Origin of the sequence: Kiloniella spongiae, assembly GCF_001026905.1 — a bacterium.
GTDB lineage: Bacteria > Pseudomonadota > Alphaproteobacteria > Kiloniellales > Kiloniellaceae > Kiloniella > Kiloniella spongiae.
The window spans coordinates 76,449-91,750 of sequence record NZ_LAQL01000009.1 but is presented as its reverse complement, the minus strand read 5'-3'; the positions used below and the strand labels follow the sequence as shown (position 1 = coordinate 91,750).

General features: G+C 46.6%; 14 protein-coding genes and 1 pseudogene. 3 read left to right on the top strand and 12 right to left on the bottom strand.

The window, feature by feature from the left end; genetic code table 11:
* Positions 1-2 precede the first annotated feature (2 nt).
* The 5 genes and pseudogenes from WH96_RS14670 to rplU form a co-directional block, all read right to left on the bottom strand.
* Positions 3-1,262: a glutamate-5-semialdehyde dehydrogenase gene (locus WH96_RS14670; RefSeq protein WP_047764943.1), complete on the bottom strand. Its 1,260-nt coding sequence runs from the start codon at positions 1,260-1,262 to the stop codon at positions 3-5.
* A gap of 81 nt (positions 1,263-1,343) precedes the next feature.
* Positions 1,344-2,492, bottom strand: a complete 1,149-nt coding sequence (proB, locus tag WH96_RS14665; protein WP_047764942.1) for a glutamate 5-kinase — start codon at positions 2,490-2,492, stop codon at positions 1,344-1,346.
* 15 nt (positions 2,493-2,507) lie between these two features.
* Positions 2,508-3,557 carry a GTPase ObgE gene (gene obgE, locus WH96_RS14660; RefSeq protein WP_047764941.1) on the bottom strand — a complete coding sequence of 350 codons (1,050 nt, stop codon included), beginning with the start codon at positions 3,555-3,557 and terminating at the stop codon, positions 2,508-2,510.
* Positions 3,558-3,772: 215 nt separating this feature from the next.
* Complete coding sequence (gene rpmA, locus WH96_RS14655) at positions 3,773-4,030, bottom strand: 50S ribosomal protein L27 (RefSeq protein ID WP_047764940.1); 258 nt, start codon at positions 4,028-4,030, stop codon at positions 3,773-3,775.
* A gap of 186 nt (positions 4,031-4,216) precedes the next feature.
* A pseudogene (gene rplU, locus WH96_RS22565) lies at positions 4,217-4,525 on the bottom strand (50S ribosomal protein L21); the annotation flags it as partial.
* Positions 4,526-4,812: 287 nt separating this feature from the next.
* Here rplU and WH96_RS14645 point away from each other — a divergent pair.
* Entirely contained in the window at positions 4,813-5,967 is a 1,155-nt protein-coding gene (locus WH96_RS14645) for a saccharopine dehydrogenase family protein (RefSeq protein WP_047764938.1), read from the top strand.
* Between the two features lie 122 nt (positions 5,968-6,089).
* Here WH96_RS14645 and WH96_RS14640 read toward each other — a convergent pair whose 3' ends face one another.
* The 5 genes from WH96_RS14640 to WH96_RS14620 all read right to left on the bottom strand — a co-directional run bounded on the left by WH96_RS14640 (position 6,090) and on the right by WH96_RS14620 (position 9,765).
* The gene (locus WH96_RS14640) at positions 6,090-6,380 is read right to left on the bottom strand and encodes a DUF1330 domain-containing protein (RefSeq protein ID WP_047764937.1); all 291 of its coding nucleotides are present in this window, start codon (positions 6,378-6,380) and stop codon (positions 6,090-6,092) included.
* A gap of 105 nt (positions 6,381-6,485) precedes the next feature.
* The gene (locus WH96_RS14635; protein WP_047764936.1) at positions 6,486-7,664 is read right to left on the bottom strand and encodes a hypothetical protein; all 1,179 of its coding nucleotides are present in this window, start codon (positions 7,662-7,664) and stop codon (positions 6,486-6,488) included.
* Positions 7,665-7,706: 42 nt separating this feature from the next.
* Positions 7,707-8,051: a RidA family protein gene (locus WH96_RS14630; protein ID WP_047764935.1), complete on the bottom strand. Its 345-nt coding sequence runs from the start codon at positions 8,049-8,051 to the stop codon at positions 7,707-7,709.
* A gap of 182 nt (positions 8,052-8,233) precedes the next feature.
* Positions 8,234-9,010, bottom strand: coding sequence for an IclR family transcriptional regulator (locus tag WH96_RS14625; protein ID WP_047764934.1), 777 nt, complete (start codon positions 9,008-9,010; stop codon positions 8,234-8,236).
* A gap of 146 nt (positions 9,011-9,156) precedes the next feature.
* Complete coding sequence (locus WH96_RS14620) at positions 9,157-9,765, bottom strand: carboxymuconolactone decarboxylase family protein (protein ID WP_047764933.1); 609 nt, start codon at positions 9,763-9,765, stop codon at positions 9,157-9,159.
* A 144-nt stretch (positions 9,766-9,909) separates the two neighbouring features.
* Here WH96_RS14620 and WH96_RS14615 point away from each other — a divergent pair, with 144 nt between their 5' ends.
* Positions 9,910-10,716 carry an IclR family transcriptional regulator gene (locus tag WH96_RS14615; protein ID WP_047764932.1) on the top strand — a complete coding sequence of 269 codons (807 nt, stop codon included), beginning with the start codon at positions 9,910-9,912 and terminating at the stop codon, positions 10,714-10,716.
* 22 nt (positions 10,717-10,738) lie between these two features.
* Here the strand turns inward: WH96_RS14615 and WH96_RS14610 are convergent, their stop codons facing one another.
* A complete protein-coding gene (locus WH96_RS14610; protein ID WP_053005965.1) occupies positions 10,739-12,001 on the bottom strand; it encodes an ATP-binding response regulator in 1,263 nt (420 codons plus the stop codon).
* A complete protein-coding gene (locus tag WH96_RS21465; RefSeq protein ID WP_053005962.1) occupies positions 11,994-13,952 on the bottom strand; it encodes a sensor histidine kinase in 1,959 nt (652 codons plus the stop codon). Before WH96_RS21465 ends, WH96_RS14610 begins: the two co-directional genes overlap by 8 nt.
* A 268-nt stretch (positions 13,953-14,220) precedes the next feature.
* On the opposite strand from WH96_RS21465, the gene WH96_RS14600 reads away from it, so the two are divergent.
* Complete coding sequence (locus WH96_RS14600; RefSeq protein WP_053005960.1) at positions 14,221-15,186, top strand: NADPH:quinone oxidoreductase family protein; 966 nt, start codon at positions 14,221-14,223, stop codon at positions 15,184-15,186.
* Positions 15,187-15,302 lie beyond the last annotated feature (116 nt).

Sequence of the window (15,302 nt, the reverse complement as noted above, 5' to 3'; positions counted from 1 at the left end):
GACTAAGGTCTGGCATGGCCTGTACCACGGACAAGATATTTGTAACTTGTCAATTGGTAGGCCCCGACGGGTCCACGGGCGTGCAGTTTCCCTGTGGAAATACCGATCTCGGCCCCCATGCCAAACTGTCCGCCATCGGCAAACTGGGTCGAGGCATTGTGAATTACGATACCTGCATCAACTTCCTGTTGGAATGCGGCCGCAGCTTGATCGCTGGCGGTGATAATAGCCTCGGTATGGTTAGAGCCATGGCGATTGATATGCGCAATTGCTTCTTTCTGATCTGCTACTCTTTTGACGGAAAGAATGGCGTCCAGATATTCTGTATCCCAATCTACTGCCGAGGCTTCTTTTACCCGACTATCCAGTTGTTGGATTTTGGCATCGCCTCTGATTTCGCATCCCTTGTCTATAAGGGCGTTGAGAATTGGTTTCAGATTTTCGTCTGAATAGTTGGCGTCCACCAGAAGAGTCTCTGTTGCGCCACAAATACCTGTACGGCGCATTTTTGCGTTTAGAACAACTTCAAGAGCCATTTTTGGGTCAGCCGCTTCATGCAGATAAGTATGACAAAGACCATCAAGGTGAGCGAGAACAGGCACACGGCTCTCTGTTTGAATGCGCTCAATAAGGCCACGCCCACCCCGTGGAATGATTAAATCAACATAGTCGTTCATGGTTAGCAAGTGACCAACTGCGGCGCGATCTGTTGTGGGGACGCGCTGTATTGCTGCAACGGGTAGGCCAGCTTCTTGCAGGCCTGTTTGCAAGCAATCAAGAATGGCCCCGGAAGAATGAAAGCTTTCTGAGCCACCACGCAGGATAGAGGCATTTCCGGCTTTCAGGCACAGAGCACCTGCGTCTGCGGTTACATTGGGGCGACTTTCGTAGATGATACCGATCACACCCAAAGGTACAGAAACTTGCTCAAACTTAAGACCGTTGGGTTGATCCCAGCTTTTGAGCGACTTCCCGATGGGGTCGGGGAAAGCGGCGATCGCTTCAAGGCCGGCGGCCATGGCTTCGACACGGTCGTTGTCCAAAGCAAGGCGGTCGAGCATTGCGCTGCTGATACCTTTGGCTTCTGCTGCAATCATGTCCTTATTATTGGCTTCAAGGATTGTCGGCAGTTGAGCGCGAATGGCTTTGGCGGCAGCAATCAATGCATTGTTTTTTGCATCTGCCGGGGCCAGAGCCAGATCCTGTGCGGCAGTTTTTGCAGCTTGTCCAAGCTGATCCATTTGCGCTTTCAGTTCGCTCATATCCTTACATTCCTGTTTTGCTGCAGCTCTCTTTGCTACTTTGGTTTTGTCTCAATAGAGATTTGATTATATTGTGCTTTTTTAGTTGAGGACAAGATCATCCCTGTGAATCAGTTCTTCCCGTCCTAGATAGCCTAATCGTGCTTCAATTTCTGACGACTGCAGGCCAATAATTTTCCTGGCATCACCGTTTGAATAAGCGACAAGCCCACGGGCTACTTCGCGTCCATCCGGTGATTTTACCAACACCGCATCGCCGCGCTGAAACTCTCCATCAACAGCTGTAACGCCTGCTGGAAGCAGAGATTTGCCATTTTGCAAAGCTTTGAGAGCACCAGCATCCAGGGTCAATGACCCCAAAGGTTTCAGGCTACCAGCGATATAACGTTTGCGGGCTGTTTTGGGTTCAACAGAAGCTTCAAAAACAGTGGCTCTGTTGCCCTCTATAATGTTCTGTAGTGGATTAAGCTTATGACCGTTAGCAATAATCATGTTGCAGCCAGCACCGACAGAAATTTTTGCCGCTGATATCTTGGTGATCATGCCGCCTGAACTATAGCCGGGAAGGGCTTCACCAGCCATCGCGTCAATTTCTGGCGTGATCTCGCTGACGACAGGCAGAAATTCAGCATGTTCGTCACGTTTGGGATCGGCTGTGTAAAGACCATCGATATCGGAAAGAAGCACCAACAGATCAGCATTAACCATGGCACCAACCCGTGCTGCCAGACGGTCATTATCGCCAAAACGAATTTCACTGGTGGCCACAGTGTCATTTTCGTTGATGATCGGAACAGTGCCCAATCTCAACAGGGTTGTTAGTGTGTTTCTGGCGTTCAGGTGGCGGCGGCGTTCTTCGGTGTCCCCAAGAGTTAAGAGAACCTGAGAAACGGTAACATCGTGTCGGGCCAATGCTTCTTGGTAGGCGTGAGCTAACAGAATTTGTCCTGTTGCTGCCGAGGCCTGTTTCTCTTCAAGGCGCAGGTTTTGTTTGGTCAATCCCAGATGATTTCTGCCGACAGCAATCGCGCCGGAGGAAACCAACATGACCTCTGCACCGCGCGCGCGAAGGTTTGCGACATCATCTGTCAAAGCATTGAGCCAGTTCAGGCGCGGTTTGCCTGTCTTGTCATCAACCAGCAGTGCCGAGCCGATTTTGATGACAATGCGTTTTGCGGATCTTAGATGTTCAGCGGCAGATAAACCTGTCCTGGATGATATGTTGCTCATAGATCTGTACCACGACTAGATAGGGGAATAGCCTTGCGGACCTTGTTCAGCTTCCAGCTCTTCCTGTTCCTCTTCGCGACCATCAATAATATGATCGAGTAAGTCAGCAAGAACTTCTTTTACACCGTCCTGGCTGATCCCGGAAAGAAGGTAAACTTTTTGCCCGGATAGAGCTTCCAATTCAGCTTGCCTTTCAGCGGCTTCTTCTTCGACCAAGGCATCAATTTTGTTGAGTGCCAGAATGGAAGGTTTTGTATCCAGACCTTCCCCATAGGCTTCCAACTCGGCGCGAATGATTTTGTAATCTTCGAGATAGCTGTCAGAAGTTCCGTCAACCAGATGTAATAGGGCGCCACAGCGCTCAACGTGGCCAAGAAAGCGTGTGCCAAGGCCGTGGCCTTCGCTTGCACCTTCGATTAAGCCGGGAATATCGGCAATGACAAATTCTTCCCCACGGCTATAGACAACACCAAGGTTGGGGTGCAGCGTAGTAAAGGGATAGTCAGCAATTTTTGGTTTGGCGCGGGATACAACGGACAAGAAGGTTGATTTCCCTGCATTTGGTAATCCAGCAAGCCCGACATCCGCAATTAGTTTCAGGCGGAGCCAGATCCACATCTCTTCACCAGGCCAACCGGGGTCAGACCGACGAGGGGCACGGTTTGTTGATGTTTTAAAGCGCGCATTTCCAAAGCCGCCATCGCCACCTTTGCAGATCACAAATTCCTGACCTTCTTCGGTGATGTCACAAATAACCTGTTCTTTATCTTCGCCAAGCACAACGGTACCAACGGGTACTTTGATGATCAGGGGTTTTGCTGCAGCACCAAACATGTCACTGCCACGACCATGTTCGCCGCGTTTTGCTTTGAAGTGTTGTGCATAGCGGAAATCGATCAGCGTATTCAGGCCGTGAGCACCCTGAATAATAACATCGCCACCACGACCACCGTCCCCGCCATTGGGGCCGCCGAACTCGATGTATTTTTCGCGTCGGAAACTGGTGCAGCCGCCGCCGCCATCGCCGCTTTTTACAAAAACTTTGGCTTCATCAAGGAACTTCATCGTGGTGCCTGTTCTCTATCGTCGTAAAACCGCGTCATTCATACATAGACGGGTATAGCAACGCTATAGGTATTCAGAGTTAGCTATGGTCGCAGATGAAACTGCGATATAGTTGGAATATAAGTGGAAAATTTAAATACGAAAAGGGGGGAATGGATTGCCATTCCCCCCCTAAACCATTTCAACCCAGACACAAGGACTGGTTGGCGGGGCCGTTAGGCCGCCGGCTGTACAGAAATGTATGTGCGTCCACCAGCTCTTTGACGAAAGACAACTTCACCTTCAACTGTAGCAAAGATCGTGTGATCTTTGCCCATGCCGACGTTAGTGCCGGGGTGGAACTTGGTTCCGCGCTGACGAACCAGAATGTTTCCTGATACGACGTGCTCACCACCAAATTTTTTAACACCTAGGCGGCGACCAGCTGAGTCGCGACCGTTGCGGGATGAGCCGCCTGCTTTCTTATGTGCCATGAGGTCTTATTCCTCTGCTGCTTTTTTCTTAGGAGCTGCTTTTTTAGGAGCAGCTTTAGCCTTTGGTTCAGCCTTAGCTTTAGGAGCCGCTTTCTTCTTTGGAGCTTCTTTTTTCTCCGCAGTGTCTGCGTCTGCTGCTTTGGCTTTAGGAGCGGCTGCTTTTTCAGCAGGCTTCTTAGCGCCATCGGCGAGAATGTCAGTGATCTTGATGACAGTGAGATCCTGGCGATGGCCGTTTTTACGGCGATGGTTCTTACGACGCTTCTTTTTGAAGATGACGACTTTGTCGCCACGTGTCTGTTCAACCACATCAGCCTTGACCATGGCGCCGTCCACTACAGGCGCGCCGATGGTTGCCTTCTCATCGTCACCGATCATTAGAACTGAATCGAAATCAACAGAAGCACCAGCTTCCAGATTGATTTTTTCGACGACCAGAACGTCGTCCTTACGGACTTTGTACTGTTTACCGCCGGTTTTGATTACTGCGAACATGTTTATCGGTCACTTAGCTGTTAAATTAGGCATTCTATTCATGCATACATGGCCGCACGGAATCCGGGCAGCCAGTGATGCTGGAATATAGCTCTGCTTGCGCGAGAGTCAAACGCTTTGTGAAGTTTATGTGATCTGAGCGAGATCTTTATTGATTGCAGCACTGAAATTAAGACGAAAGCGGCTAATTTAAAAGACTGAGACCTTATATCTTCAAATGATTGCCTTCTTGGTGTAGAGAGGTCACAACAAATAAAAACATCGCTGGATAAATAAGGGAATAAAAAATGGCGCGTATTCATTGGCTGGGGGCTGGCCTTTCAACGGTACCGGGTATTCGACGTCTGATCGAACGGGGCCAGAGTGTAACGGTATGGAATCGTACAGTTGAAAAGGCGCAGGATGCGACAAAGGGGCTGAGCGGTGATTTTGATATCAAGGCTTTCAGTCTAGAGGCATTGGAAAGCGATTTGAAGAAAGGTGATCTGGCGGTTTCAATGCTACCAGGGGATTTCCACGTTGCTGTTGCGCAGATGTGCCTGAATGCCGGGGCGAACTTTGTATCCAGTTCTTACATTGCGCCTGAAATGCGCGCCTTGGATGCTGTTGCGAAAGAAAAGGGGCTGACGCTGGTTAATGAAGTCGGTCTTGACCCGGGGATTGATCATCTGATGGCGCATGTGTTGATGGATGATTACAAAAACTCACCAGCCTTTGCCAAAGGCAATGCGCATTATTTCAGATCTTATTGCGGGGGCCTGTCCGAAAAACCAAACGATTTTTGTTATAAATTCAGTTGGGCACCGCTGGGCGTTCTCAAAGCCCTGCGCTCGCCGTCGAAAAGTTTGCGTGATGGCAACGTCTATGACGTCAACCGACCATGGGATGCGGTTGAATCCTATGAAATTGATCTGGAAAAAGGGTCTGAAACTTTTGAAGTCTATCCAAACCGCGATTCCTATCCGTTCATGGATGAATACGGTTTTGGCAAGGACTGGAATGTGCAGCAGTTTGTGCGCGGTACCTTACGCTATGGCGGCTGGTCCACTGCGTGGTCAGATCTATTCAGGGAAATTGAAACACTGGAAGGCGAGGCCGGGGACAAGCGCCTTGCTGAGATCTCTGCTGACCTTTGGGATAAGTATGCGCTGGTAGAAGGCGAACATGACCGTGTTGTTCTTTCTGTTGATTTGTGGGCAGAACGCAATGGAGAGCAGGTGTACAACAAGTCATATGTCATGGATGCCTATGGCGATGATAATCACACAGCGATGGCCCGTCTGGTATCAACGCCCGTCAGCTATGCTGTCGAGGCCGTTTTGAAAGGTGAAATTGCCCCTGGTGTGTCTGCTGCACCGAGTGATGTGACGGTTGCCAAGAAATGGCTGGAAGATCTTCAGGTTGCTGGCGAAAAAATGGCGATTGTTGATCGCCTTGCGTAACTAAATTCTTTGGCCTGATTGGTTGTGACGCCGATTTGATCGCGACGATAGAGATTAAATAATTAAGGGCTGCTGAATGAAGTTATTCAGCAGCCCTTAATCGTTGTGGAACGATGTTTTTGTTAGATGCCATCTACGAGTAGGAAGGTACATTCGGCATTTCTGCGGCGGATTTTTTTCACCGGGGCGTATTCTTCGCTGTTGACGAAGTTTCGGGCAGTCTGCATGTCAGGGAACTCGACGATCACAATGCGTGTGGGTGTCCAGAGATCTGATTCAAAAGTATCCATCTCACCGCCTCTGGCGCGATAGATGCCGCCGAACTTCTCGACAATCGGCCTCGCCTGGGCTTTATAGGTTTCGTACTCGTCCGGGTTGCTGATTTTAGTATCGACGATGAGATAAGCTGCCATTTGAATACTGGTCCTTTTGGATGAAATCTAGGTTAAGCTATTGAAGTATTTAAGTGCTGTGATGGTTTGTTCAATATCTTAATTAAAATAATGGCATTGTTTTACTCAAATTCCGATACTTGATTTTATCCAGCCAAGACGTGCTTCTGGCACGAGGCCATAATTGTAATAATTTATGCCATCGGCACCAGCCTTGACGGCGGCTCCTATGCGTTCTGATAGATTTTGTCGGCTTGGTGTTTGATCGTGGAACAGGCTTGCCCCCAATCCAAGGTATTTGTCAGGCCCCAGGTGAGTTCGTGTTGTGGTGAGAATGTCCAGGGTCTGGTTTTCTGTTGCTGTGTAGGCACAGATGATAACGCCATCACAGGCTTGGCCAATCGCTTGAATATCAACGCCGTCTCGCCAAGAATTTTCACCTTCGATAACCACGATCTTACTATCGGGGTGGGCGGCTTCTTTTATGCTTTGGACAATTTTTGTCGGTGCTTGGGTCCGCCATTGCAAAAACGCGTAGAGCGCTATGTGATTTTTGAAAGATTCGAGCTTTTGTTCTGGGAACTGCGGGAACTGTTCTTCAGGTGTTTCCCTGTTACAGGCCTGAGAGATCAAATCTTTGACATCTTCTTTAGCTGTAAGTGCATCTACGTCTTCATTTTGTGCGGCTTTGACGCAGTGATCACAAAAGCAGATTGAAAGAAGGAAGTCATCTTCGGCGGTGAGGCCAAGGCCGTCTTTTTCATGGTGGTAGCCGTGATCAAAACCCATAAAGCCGATAGTCTCCAGCTCGACCATATCTGGTCTGTAGCTGTGGGTCAGGTTTGCAACAAGGGTTGTCGCATAGTCTCGCACGGCATCGCTATTTGGACAGAGGCTATAGTAACTGGGGTCGCCAAAGGCGTTACGAGCAACGTGTTCGGGATATTTAAAGCCCAAACGACTGTTGTGCAGGCAAACTGTCCAGCAGGAAACGCTTAACCCGTGATACTTTCTGTCGTTAATGATAGGCGAGAGCATATCGCCTGATTCGTGCAGATTTTTTGCAACAAGAGGTTGGATTTCTTTATCCCCCCAGAGCTTTTCGTCAGGATTGAAATAGATCGTTCCGTCTTCGGGGTAGTAGCTTTTTCTCTTGGGGCTGCGGGGCTGGAGAAAACGCCCGGCGTGGTAGGAGACAGCCAGACTGATGCCATTGACACCCGCCAGTTGTTGGTAGTCATGATAGGTCGTGTCCAGTCCAAGATCCTGAAGATCCCAAGGATAAGCCCACATCGAATGACGCATTTCTGTCTCCCCGCTCTTTGTTGAAGCTTTATTATTACAGCCTTATACGGCGGCGACAGCTGTCATTTCAACAAGGATCATCGGATCAGCTAAACGTGCTTCGACACAGGCACGTGCGGGTGGATTTTTAGGATCAATCCAAGCGTCATAAACGGAGTTCATTTTGTCAAAATCAGCAATAGCTGGCAGGAAGACGTCAATTGCCAATATCTTTGATTTGTCCGTTCCGGCCTCGGCAAGGAGGTCTTCGATTTTTTGTAATACAGAACGTGTCTGTGTTTCCAGATCAGCCGATCTGTCTTCGGCCACCTGACCCGCGATATAAACAAATCCGTTGTAGGAAACGGCCTGGCTCATGCGGCTACCAACTTGAAAGCGTTTAATCATTGTTTCTCTCTTTTAAAGGTATGTCCAAAATAATAGACATATATATGTTTTTTTGGAATTTAGATAATACGACATTATTTTGCGGACGCAAGTGCCACGCAAGAGTGCCATGCAAGTCAGCTTGAATATGTGCTGCGTGCTTTATGGAATGTGGTGTTCAGAAGAATAGGGTGAAGAGGGCTTTAAAAGTCAGTGTTCAACTGTGCTTCCAGTTCAGTTGCGGCGGCTTTGAGGTTGACCAGATAGGCGTCCTTGTTGCGGTGGCCATCTTCTCTGGGCGTAACGAGGCAGAGTGTGGCAATGCAGGTGGATTGGGCATCTTTTACAGGAACAGCAAAGCAATGAGTGAAGGTATCAACGATACTGTCAAAGGTGTAGTGCCCGTCCTGAGTAGCCTGTCGAACTTCGGCGATGAAGTTGTCAGGTGATATGGTTTCGCCGTTGGGTAAAATGAAATCATCTTTATCCAGAAAGTCGATAATCTCTTGATCAGAAAGATGTCCGACGAGCAGACGGCCAGAAGCTGTGCTGGGAACAGGCACTAATTCGCCGAGATTGGCTGAAATCCGGAAGGGACGATTACCTTCTTTCATCAAGGCGACGATGTATTTGTTGTCTTCCAGTTTACAGAACTGCGCGGTTTCGCTTGTTTGTTCGACGATATTGCTGAGTGTGTTTTCTATGCGCTGGTACAGATCAATCTTGTCATTATAGGCGCGCCCTAAGAAATAAAGACGACTACCAAGGAAAACCTGACCATCGCTGCCGTTATTTTCCAGCACGTTCATATTTAGCAACAGATGTACGAGTTCATAAACGGAGGAGCGCGGCGCGCCCATCAACTTGGCAATTTCGTTGGGCCGCATGGCGCGGTTTTCACGCCGGATGAGATCGAGGATATCAAAGGCACGTTCCAGTCCCCGCGCACGTTGATTTGTTGGCTTTCCCTCAGTTCCCATCCGTATATCCCATAGGTCTAATGAAATTTTTTAGATTGCTGTTATATACTTAACGGGACGGGGGAAGCCAATTTTATATTATCTGTTGTGTATACTACTGGATTTATATTTTCAGTATTCATGGTGTCGGGCTAACACTTATGATCTCAGGTGTGAGACCAATCGTCGGGATCATCAGAATTGTTTGGCGATAGACCTATGATATCACCTTTTGTTGAGCAACCAAGGCCCAGTACAGTTCGGTTCGCATAGTTGAAGTAAGAGGATACTTGATTAACTTCAAGAATCTCTCCGTCGCTATAACCCGCATTTCTCATGGCTTTGATCATTTCTTCGGTCGTGCTTGCGGGGGACATGGTTAGTGCTTCGGCATAAGCCATGGCGAGCTTTTGTTTGTCATCTAACGGGGCAATGTCAATGTTACGACTATCGATAGCTTTTCTAATACCAGCAGCTTTTTCATCGTCCTGCAATAGACGGCAAAGTCCGCCGAAGTGATGATCAACACAATAGCCACAATCATTTAGTGAGCTAACCCATACGCCCAGCGTTTCCAGGAACCATTTTGGGATGGTGTTACCGGTATGGTGCAGGACATATTTATAAATCGCCATATGTCCTTCCATGCTGTGGGGGCGAAGCGAATGCATCATCATGATATTATCGACGTTATTGTCAGGACCTTTTACCCGATCATAGAGGCGACGAAGTTTTCCATCTGATTCTTCGTAAGGAACCGTTTCAATCCAGGGCATTTTATAAAGTGTCCTTTTATTTGTATGGCTTGGCTTATCTTATCTTAGGGATCTTGCTTGTCGTAAAGTTTTGCCATCGACATGAATTTAATTATATAATCCCAAATTGTAAGATTTATTACTATATATTGGGATTTGTTATCTGTGGATGTCAAGCAACAATCTAAATCTATTCAAACCCCATCCCTAACCCCGGCTCAAACCGGGGTTGGCTTATTACACAAGGCTTTCGAGCTCTTGAATCTGTTTCAGATAGATCAGGTTAATTGGTCCCAGAGTGAGATAATCGGGAAAACCGGGATGAGTCGTTCTACTGTGAGCAGGCTTGTTCGTTATTTGGTTGAAACAGGTTATCTTGCCGAAATCCCCAAAACGGGACGCTATAGTTTGGGCATGGCAGCGATTAATTTAGGACAAAGGGCCATGGTAGGATTTGATATCTCTGCTATCTGTCAACCTATACTGGACAAGCTGGCAAAGATAACATCCGAGACCATCATTTTAACGGTGTTTGATAAGGCTTCAAATCGTGTTGTCTGCATCAATCAGATTGAAAGTCGTGGTGGCGGACTTCGGGTGTTTGAGGAAGTCGGCGCAAGTTTTCCGTTGCATGCAGGGGCGGCACCAAGAGCAATACTGGCCTGTCTGTCGGATGAATTGGTGGATGGTTATCTCAAGGGGAAACTCAAAGCTTTTACATCGCAAACATTCGTAGAAAAGAAGCTACTTAAAGAAAATATAGAGACAATTCGTTCACAGGGCTATGCAGTTTCAAGCGAGGAAACATACGAAGGAGCAGCCGGGATTGCTGCTGCTTTTACCAGTTCCGGTGGGCAACCTGTTGGGAGTTTGGCAATTGCTTTTCCGATGAACAGACTAGGCCAGAAAGAACGTGATGTTCTCGGGCGGCAATTGCGAGCCTTTGCCAATGAAATATCTGCATTATTTTGATCCAGTTGACTCTTATCATGAACTATTGTGGCGTGGGAAACTTTAGGCTTACGCTTGTTCCTTCTCCGAGTTCACTTTGCAGGATCAATTCTCCATCTTGCAACTCGGTATAGGATTTTGCGAGGAAAAGTCCTAACCCAACACCTTCATGAGCAATCTCAGCATTCTCTCTTGATTGTCCAAAGGGTTCGAGAACTTTGCCCATATCTTCCTTGGATATACCTTTGCCTGTATCGGTTATGCAGATTGTCGTGGAGTCCAAATCCTGTTCTGTTGTGACAGTTATTTGTCCATTGGCCGGTGTGTATTTTACGCTGTTCGATAGCAAGTTGAGAACGGTTTGCCTCAAGAGGGTTTTATCAGCAGTGATGTTTGTTGCTGTTTGAGAGAAATTAACATCAATCGAAATTTTTTGCTTTTCCGCGCGATGTTTGAGCATGGATATGCATGTGTAAAGGATATCCGGAATATTAACGGTAGAGAAATGGTACTCATAATTACCACTTTCGATACGTGAAATATCAAGAACATTTCCAATGATATCCTGTAGATGTTGTCCTGCTTTTTTGATATCACTTGCGTATTCCAGATAGCGGTCGTTTCCAAGATCGCCAAACAATTGGGCTTCCATTATTTCTGAAAAGCCAATAATTCCGTTCAGGGGGGTTCTAAGTTCATGGCTCATATTAGCCAGAAAAGTTGTTTTGGCTTTGTTTGCAGTTTCGGCAGCATCTCTGGAATGCATCAGCTCCTGCGTTCTTTTTTGAACCCGTTCTTCAAGCTGCGCGTTTTGTTCTTTGATCTGTTTGTGAAGCATACGCACTTCCAGTGTGTTGCGTATTCGATGTAATGCTTCTTTGCGATCAAATGGTTTTACAATGCAATCCCTTGCGCCAAGTTGGTAGGCTTTGAATCTGGTTTCTTCGTCCTGCTGAGCAGTAAAAACCAGAACAGGTAGATAATCATCCTGTATTTGTAACGATAAGTGTTGGATGACTTCAAAGCCATCCATGTATGGCATTCTGACATCAAGTAATATCAGGTCGAAGTCATGTGCGTTGTGATGATCAACAACTAACCGGGAATCAGTCAGACTAGTTACGTTTTGGTAGCCCTCTTTTTTGAGAATCATTTCCAATAGTTGTATATTTGCCAGTTTATCATCAACGATCAGAATTTTTGCGGCAAAGCGGCTCTTGTTTATTATTTCAGGCATTAACTTCATCGTTGCATCTCTGCTTTGAAAATCATGAGGGATATTTCCGGGGGATTGTTTATCAGGCATGTTGTATGGAAACTTCTTCAGAATTGGAAGGAACCGAGGATGTCGGGAACTCCAGCCAGAAAGTTGAATTGTTCTTCTCTTTGTTGTGGTATCCAATGATTCCGCCCATTTCTACAGCCAGCTTTTTTGAAATTGCGAGGCCAATGCCGGTTCCTTCAATTTCAGAGCCTTTGTGATGGAGCCTTTCGAAAGGTGTAAAAAGCTCCGGGATCATACTTTCCGGTACACCGGGACCACTATCGGTAACATAAATATAAATTCTGTCTTCAGGCAGATCCTGACAACCAAAGACAACATCGCTGCCTTCGGGTGCATATTTGATCGCATTGGAGAGAAAGTTGATTACGATTTGTTTGAATCTGAAACGATCTAGGAGGATGCCTTTGTCTGATTCCTGTATCCCGCGCATGGTTATGGAACGTTCCCCTGCTTTGCCTCTGAACATCTCCAAGCACTCTTTGAATACCTCTCTTGGGTAAAAATGTTCAGGGTTAAATGTAACCGAGCCAGCCTCTATTTTGGATAGATCAAGAATTTGATTTATCAGTTCGAGAAGATGATTTCCGGCTTTTGTTATGTTTGAAATACATAATTTTTGCTCATCGTTTAATGGGGTCTCGTCGTCATCAATCAGTTGGCTAAAACCAAGAATTGAATTCAGGGGGGTTCTCAGTTCATGGCTCATGGATGATAGAAATTCTGATTTGGCTTTACTTGCTTTTTCAGTGCGTTCTTCTGCTTCTTTTCTCTCTGTTATATTTACACCAGTCCCCTGATAACCATGGAAAACGCCATTATCGTCAAAAACGGGCTCTCCGTTTATAGAAAGCCAAGCTGTTTGTCCGGTATCTTTGGCTCTGGGGTAAATAAAATTTCGAAATGGTTTGTGTTCTTTCAGGCACTGAAGATGCTTTTCCCAGAGATCCGGGTCGACATCAGGGATACCTGTTTCTTGGCGGGTTTTTCCTAAAAGTAATTCGGGCGATACACCCGTTACGTTCTGAAATCGTTCTGAAAGAAATGAAAACCTTAAGTCGGCATCCATTTCCCAATACCAGTCTGCAGCACTTTGGGCGTACATCCGAAAACGTGATTCTGATTGTTGTGTTGTTTTAACTTGTTGGCTTAATTTTTGATTAAGTTGCTCCAGCTCTGCGGTTCGTTGAATAATTTGTTCTTCTAGAAGGTTTTGAACATTACGTGAAGCTCTTGCAGCTTGCTGTATATCCAGGGTCATTGCTTTAAATGAGCGGAAAAGATCACCCATTTCGTCGTTGCGTTCCAGTTGTCGGACAGGAAGGTTATTTATACAATTTGAGCTATAGGGGGCATGACACATACTTCTAAGATTTAGTATGGGGCGGAGAACAAAGATCCAAAGAACGAACATTGTCATCGAAGTGACAAAAAGAGAGATAATCAGAACCAGCCCGAATATTCTTAACACAAAGGCGTCTAATTCTTTTGTTACAGCTTGGGTGTTCATTCTGATGTAAACTATTTGGGAGCCATGATGTCCTTTACCTACTTTCCATCCAAAGTTATATGAAGAGGTTTCTTCTGTTTCATGGCGAAATACATCGTTTTCTTTTATGTGTTCCGAGGGAATGACAGGCCTTTGTCCCGCAGAAAGGACTTCTTTGTGATTTTCAAAGACAGTGACCCCAATAATGTCATTTAACCCGAAAATTTCAACAGGATCGGTTGTATCTTTCACACCATGCAGGTGATGATCACTTGAGAACGCCGATGTAACTGCGATGTGTCCCGTGTGTTCCAAGGCAGCTAAGAGCTTTTTTTCCTGACTTTGGTACGAGAAAAATAGAATAATGATTTCGATAGTGACAATCGAGGCAAAAACCCAGGCGGTTATTTTCCTGCACAGAGGAGAAAGAGGCGCTTGCAGGTAATTTGAACTACCTTGATGGTTAGATACTTCTGAGAACCCCATTACATTGTTTTCCTCAATTTTCCGCCTATCTATGATTGAGGATAGATCAATAAATATAATTGAAAGTTAATAAATTGAGCGTGTATTGCGAACTGGATAACCTCTACGCCATTTAATTCATAGAAGAGCGCAAAAGAGTATTATTTTGTCTTTATAATCTACGCTCTATCCGGTTTGTTTTTTTTGTGCCAATCTCTCGTTCGAAATGTTGTTATTGGAGCCAAATGTTGTCATTGGAGCCAAATGTTGTCATTGGAGAATGTTGAAAATGCATAGCTGGCGTTCATCAAAAGAACTTGGTGTGGATGGGCTTGAATTTGTTGATCTGGATTTAGGATCTCGGGACGGTCAGCACCTTGTTGTTGATGTTAAAGCTGCTGCGCTCAATTTTTCAGACCTTTTGATGTCGGAAGATAAGTATCAGGCCCGCCCTGTAAGGCCTTTTACGCCGGGGCAGGAAATTGCGGGAACGGTCCTTTCGGCACCCCCGGAAAGTCAGTGGAAGCCCGGTGATCGTGTTGCCAGTAAAATTCCCTGGGGGGGCTTTGCGGAACAGGCGCTAGTTCCCTGTGAGACCGCTTTTGCTATTCCCGATAATATTTCCTTTGAACTGGCGGCGGCGCTGCCAGTTACCTATACGACCTCTATGGTTGCTTTTTTCGACAGCACTCACTTACGTCCTGATCAGACTGTCTTGGTGCATGCTGCGGCGGGAGGCGTTGGTCTAGCGGCTGTGGAAATTGCCAAGGCTATTGGTGCGCGGGTTATTGCGACGGCGAGTAATGAACAGAAGCTGGATCTTGCCAAAGAGCATGGTGCGGATATTTGTATCAATTACAGTGATGAAAGCTGGGTTCAGTTGGTCAAGGATGCGACAAATGGGGTTGGTGCTGACGTTATCTATGATCCTGTCGGGGGCGAAATCGGTTTAAAAAGCTTGCGATGTCTTGCTCGCAACGGCGTTATTCTGATTGTGGGATTTGCTTCAGGAACCATAACTGAAATTCCGGCTAACCGTTTGATGCTCAAAAGAGCATCAGCCAAAGGCGTCTATTGGCATCATGATCATGATGCGGCACTGATTAAGAATATGATGGATAAGATGTTTGTCATGCTGGAAAAGGGTCTTCTGAATCCAGTGGTCGATACGCGTTTTTCTCTTGCGCAATTGCCTGATGCTATGCAGGCGCTACAAAACAGAGAAACCACGGGGAAGGTGGTTTTGACTGTCTAAAGCGGGGCGGGTAAGAATTTGGTTGTTTCAAGCAGATCTGGCGAAGATTTTTCTCTTTTTGGACTTCTCTTTAGATGAAATATCCGGGCGTTATGTGCGACGATGGCGCAGAAATG

Coding starts and splice junctions, on each gene's coding strand:
- WH96_RS21465 (WP_053005962.1), bottom strand. CDS start 13,952: ATGGGGTTCTCAGAAGTATCTAACCATCAAGGTAGTTCAAATTACCTG.
- WH96_RS14645 (WP_047764938.1), top strand. CDS start 4,813: ATGGCGCGTATTCATTGGCTGGGGGCTGGCCTTTCAACGGTACCGGGT.
- WH96_RS14635 (WP_047764936.1), bottom strand. CDS start 7,664: ATGCGTCATTCGATGTGGGCTTATCCTTGGGATCTTCAGGATCTTGGA.
- WH96_RS14600 (WP_053005960.1), top strand. CDS start 14,221: ATGCATAGCTGGCGTTCATCAAAAGAACTTGGTGTGGATGGGCTTGAA.
- WH96_RS14625 (WP_047764934.1), bottom strand. CDS start 9,010: ATGGGAACTGAGGGAAAGCCAACAAATCAACGTGCGCGGGGACTGGAA.
- WH96_RS14620 (WP_047764933.1), bottom strand. CDS start 9,765: ATGCCCTGGATTGAAACGGTTCCTTACGAAGAATCAGATGGAAAACTT.
- rpmA (WP_047764940.1), bottom strand. CDS start 4,030: ATGGCACATAAGAAAGCAGGCGGCTCATCCCGCAACGGTCGCGACTCA.
- WH96_RS14630 (WP_047764935.1), bottom strand. CDS start 8,051: ATGATTAAACGCTTTCAAGTTGGTAGCCGCATGAGCCAGGCCGTTTCC.
- WH96_RS14640 (WP_047764937.1), bottom strand. CDS start 6,380: ATGGCAGCTTATCTCATCGTCGATACTAAAATCAGCAACCCGGACGAG.
- WH96_RS14670 (WP_047764943.1), bottom strand. CDS start 1,262: ATGAGCGAACTGAAAGCGCAAATGGATCAGCTTGGACAAGCTGCAAAA.
- WH96_RS14610 (WP_053005965.1), bottom strand. CDS start 12,001: ATGCCTGATAAACAATCCCCCGGAAATATCCCTCATGATTTTCAAAGC.
- obgE (WP_047764941.1), bottom strand. CDS start 3,557: ATGAAGTTCCTTGATGAAGCCAAAGTTTTTGTAAAAAGCGGCGATGGC.
- proB (WP_047764942.1), bottom strand. CDS start 2,492: ATGAGCAACATATCATCCAGGACAGGTTTATCTGCCGCTGAACATCTA.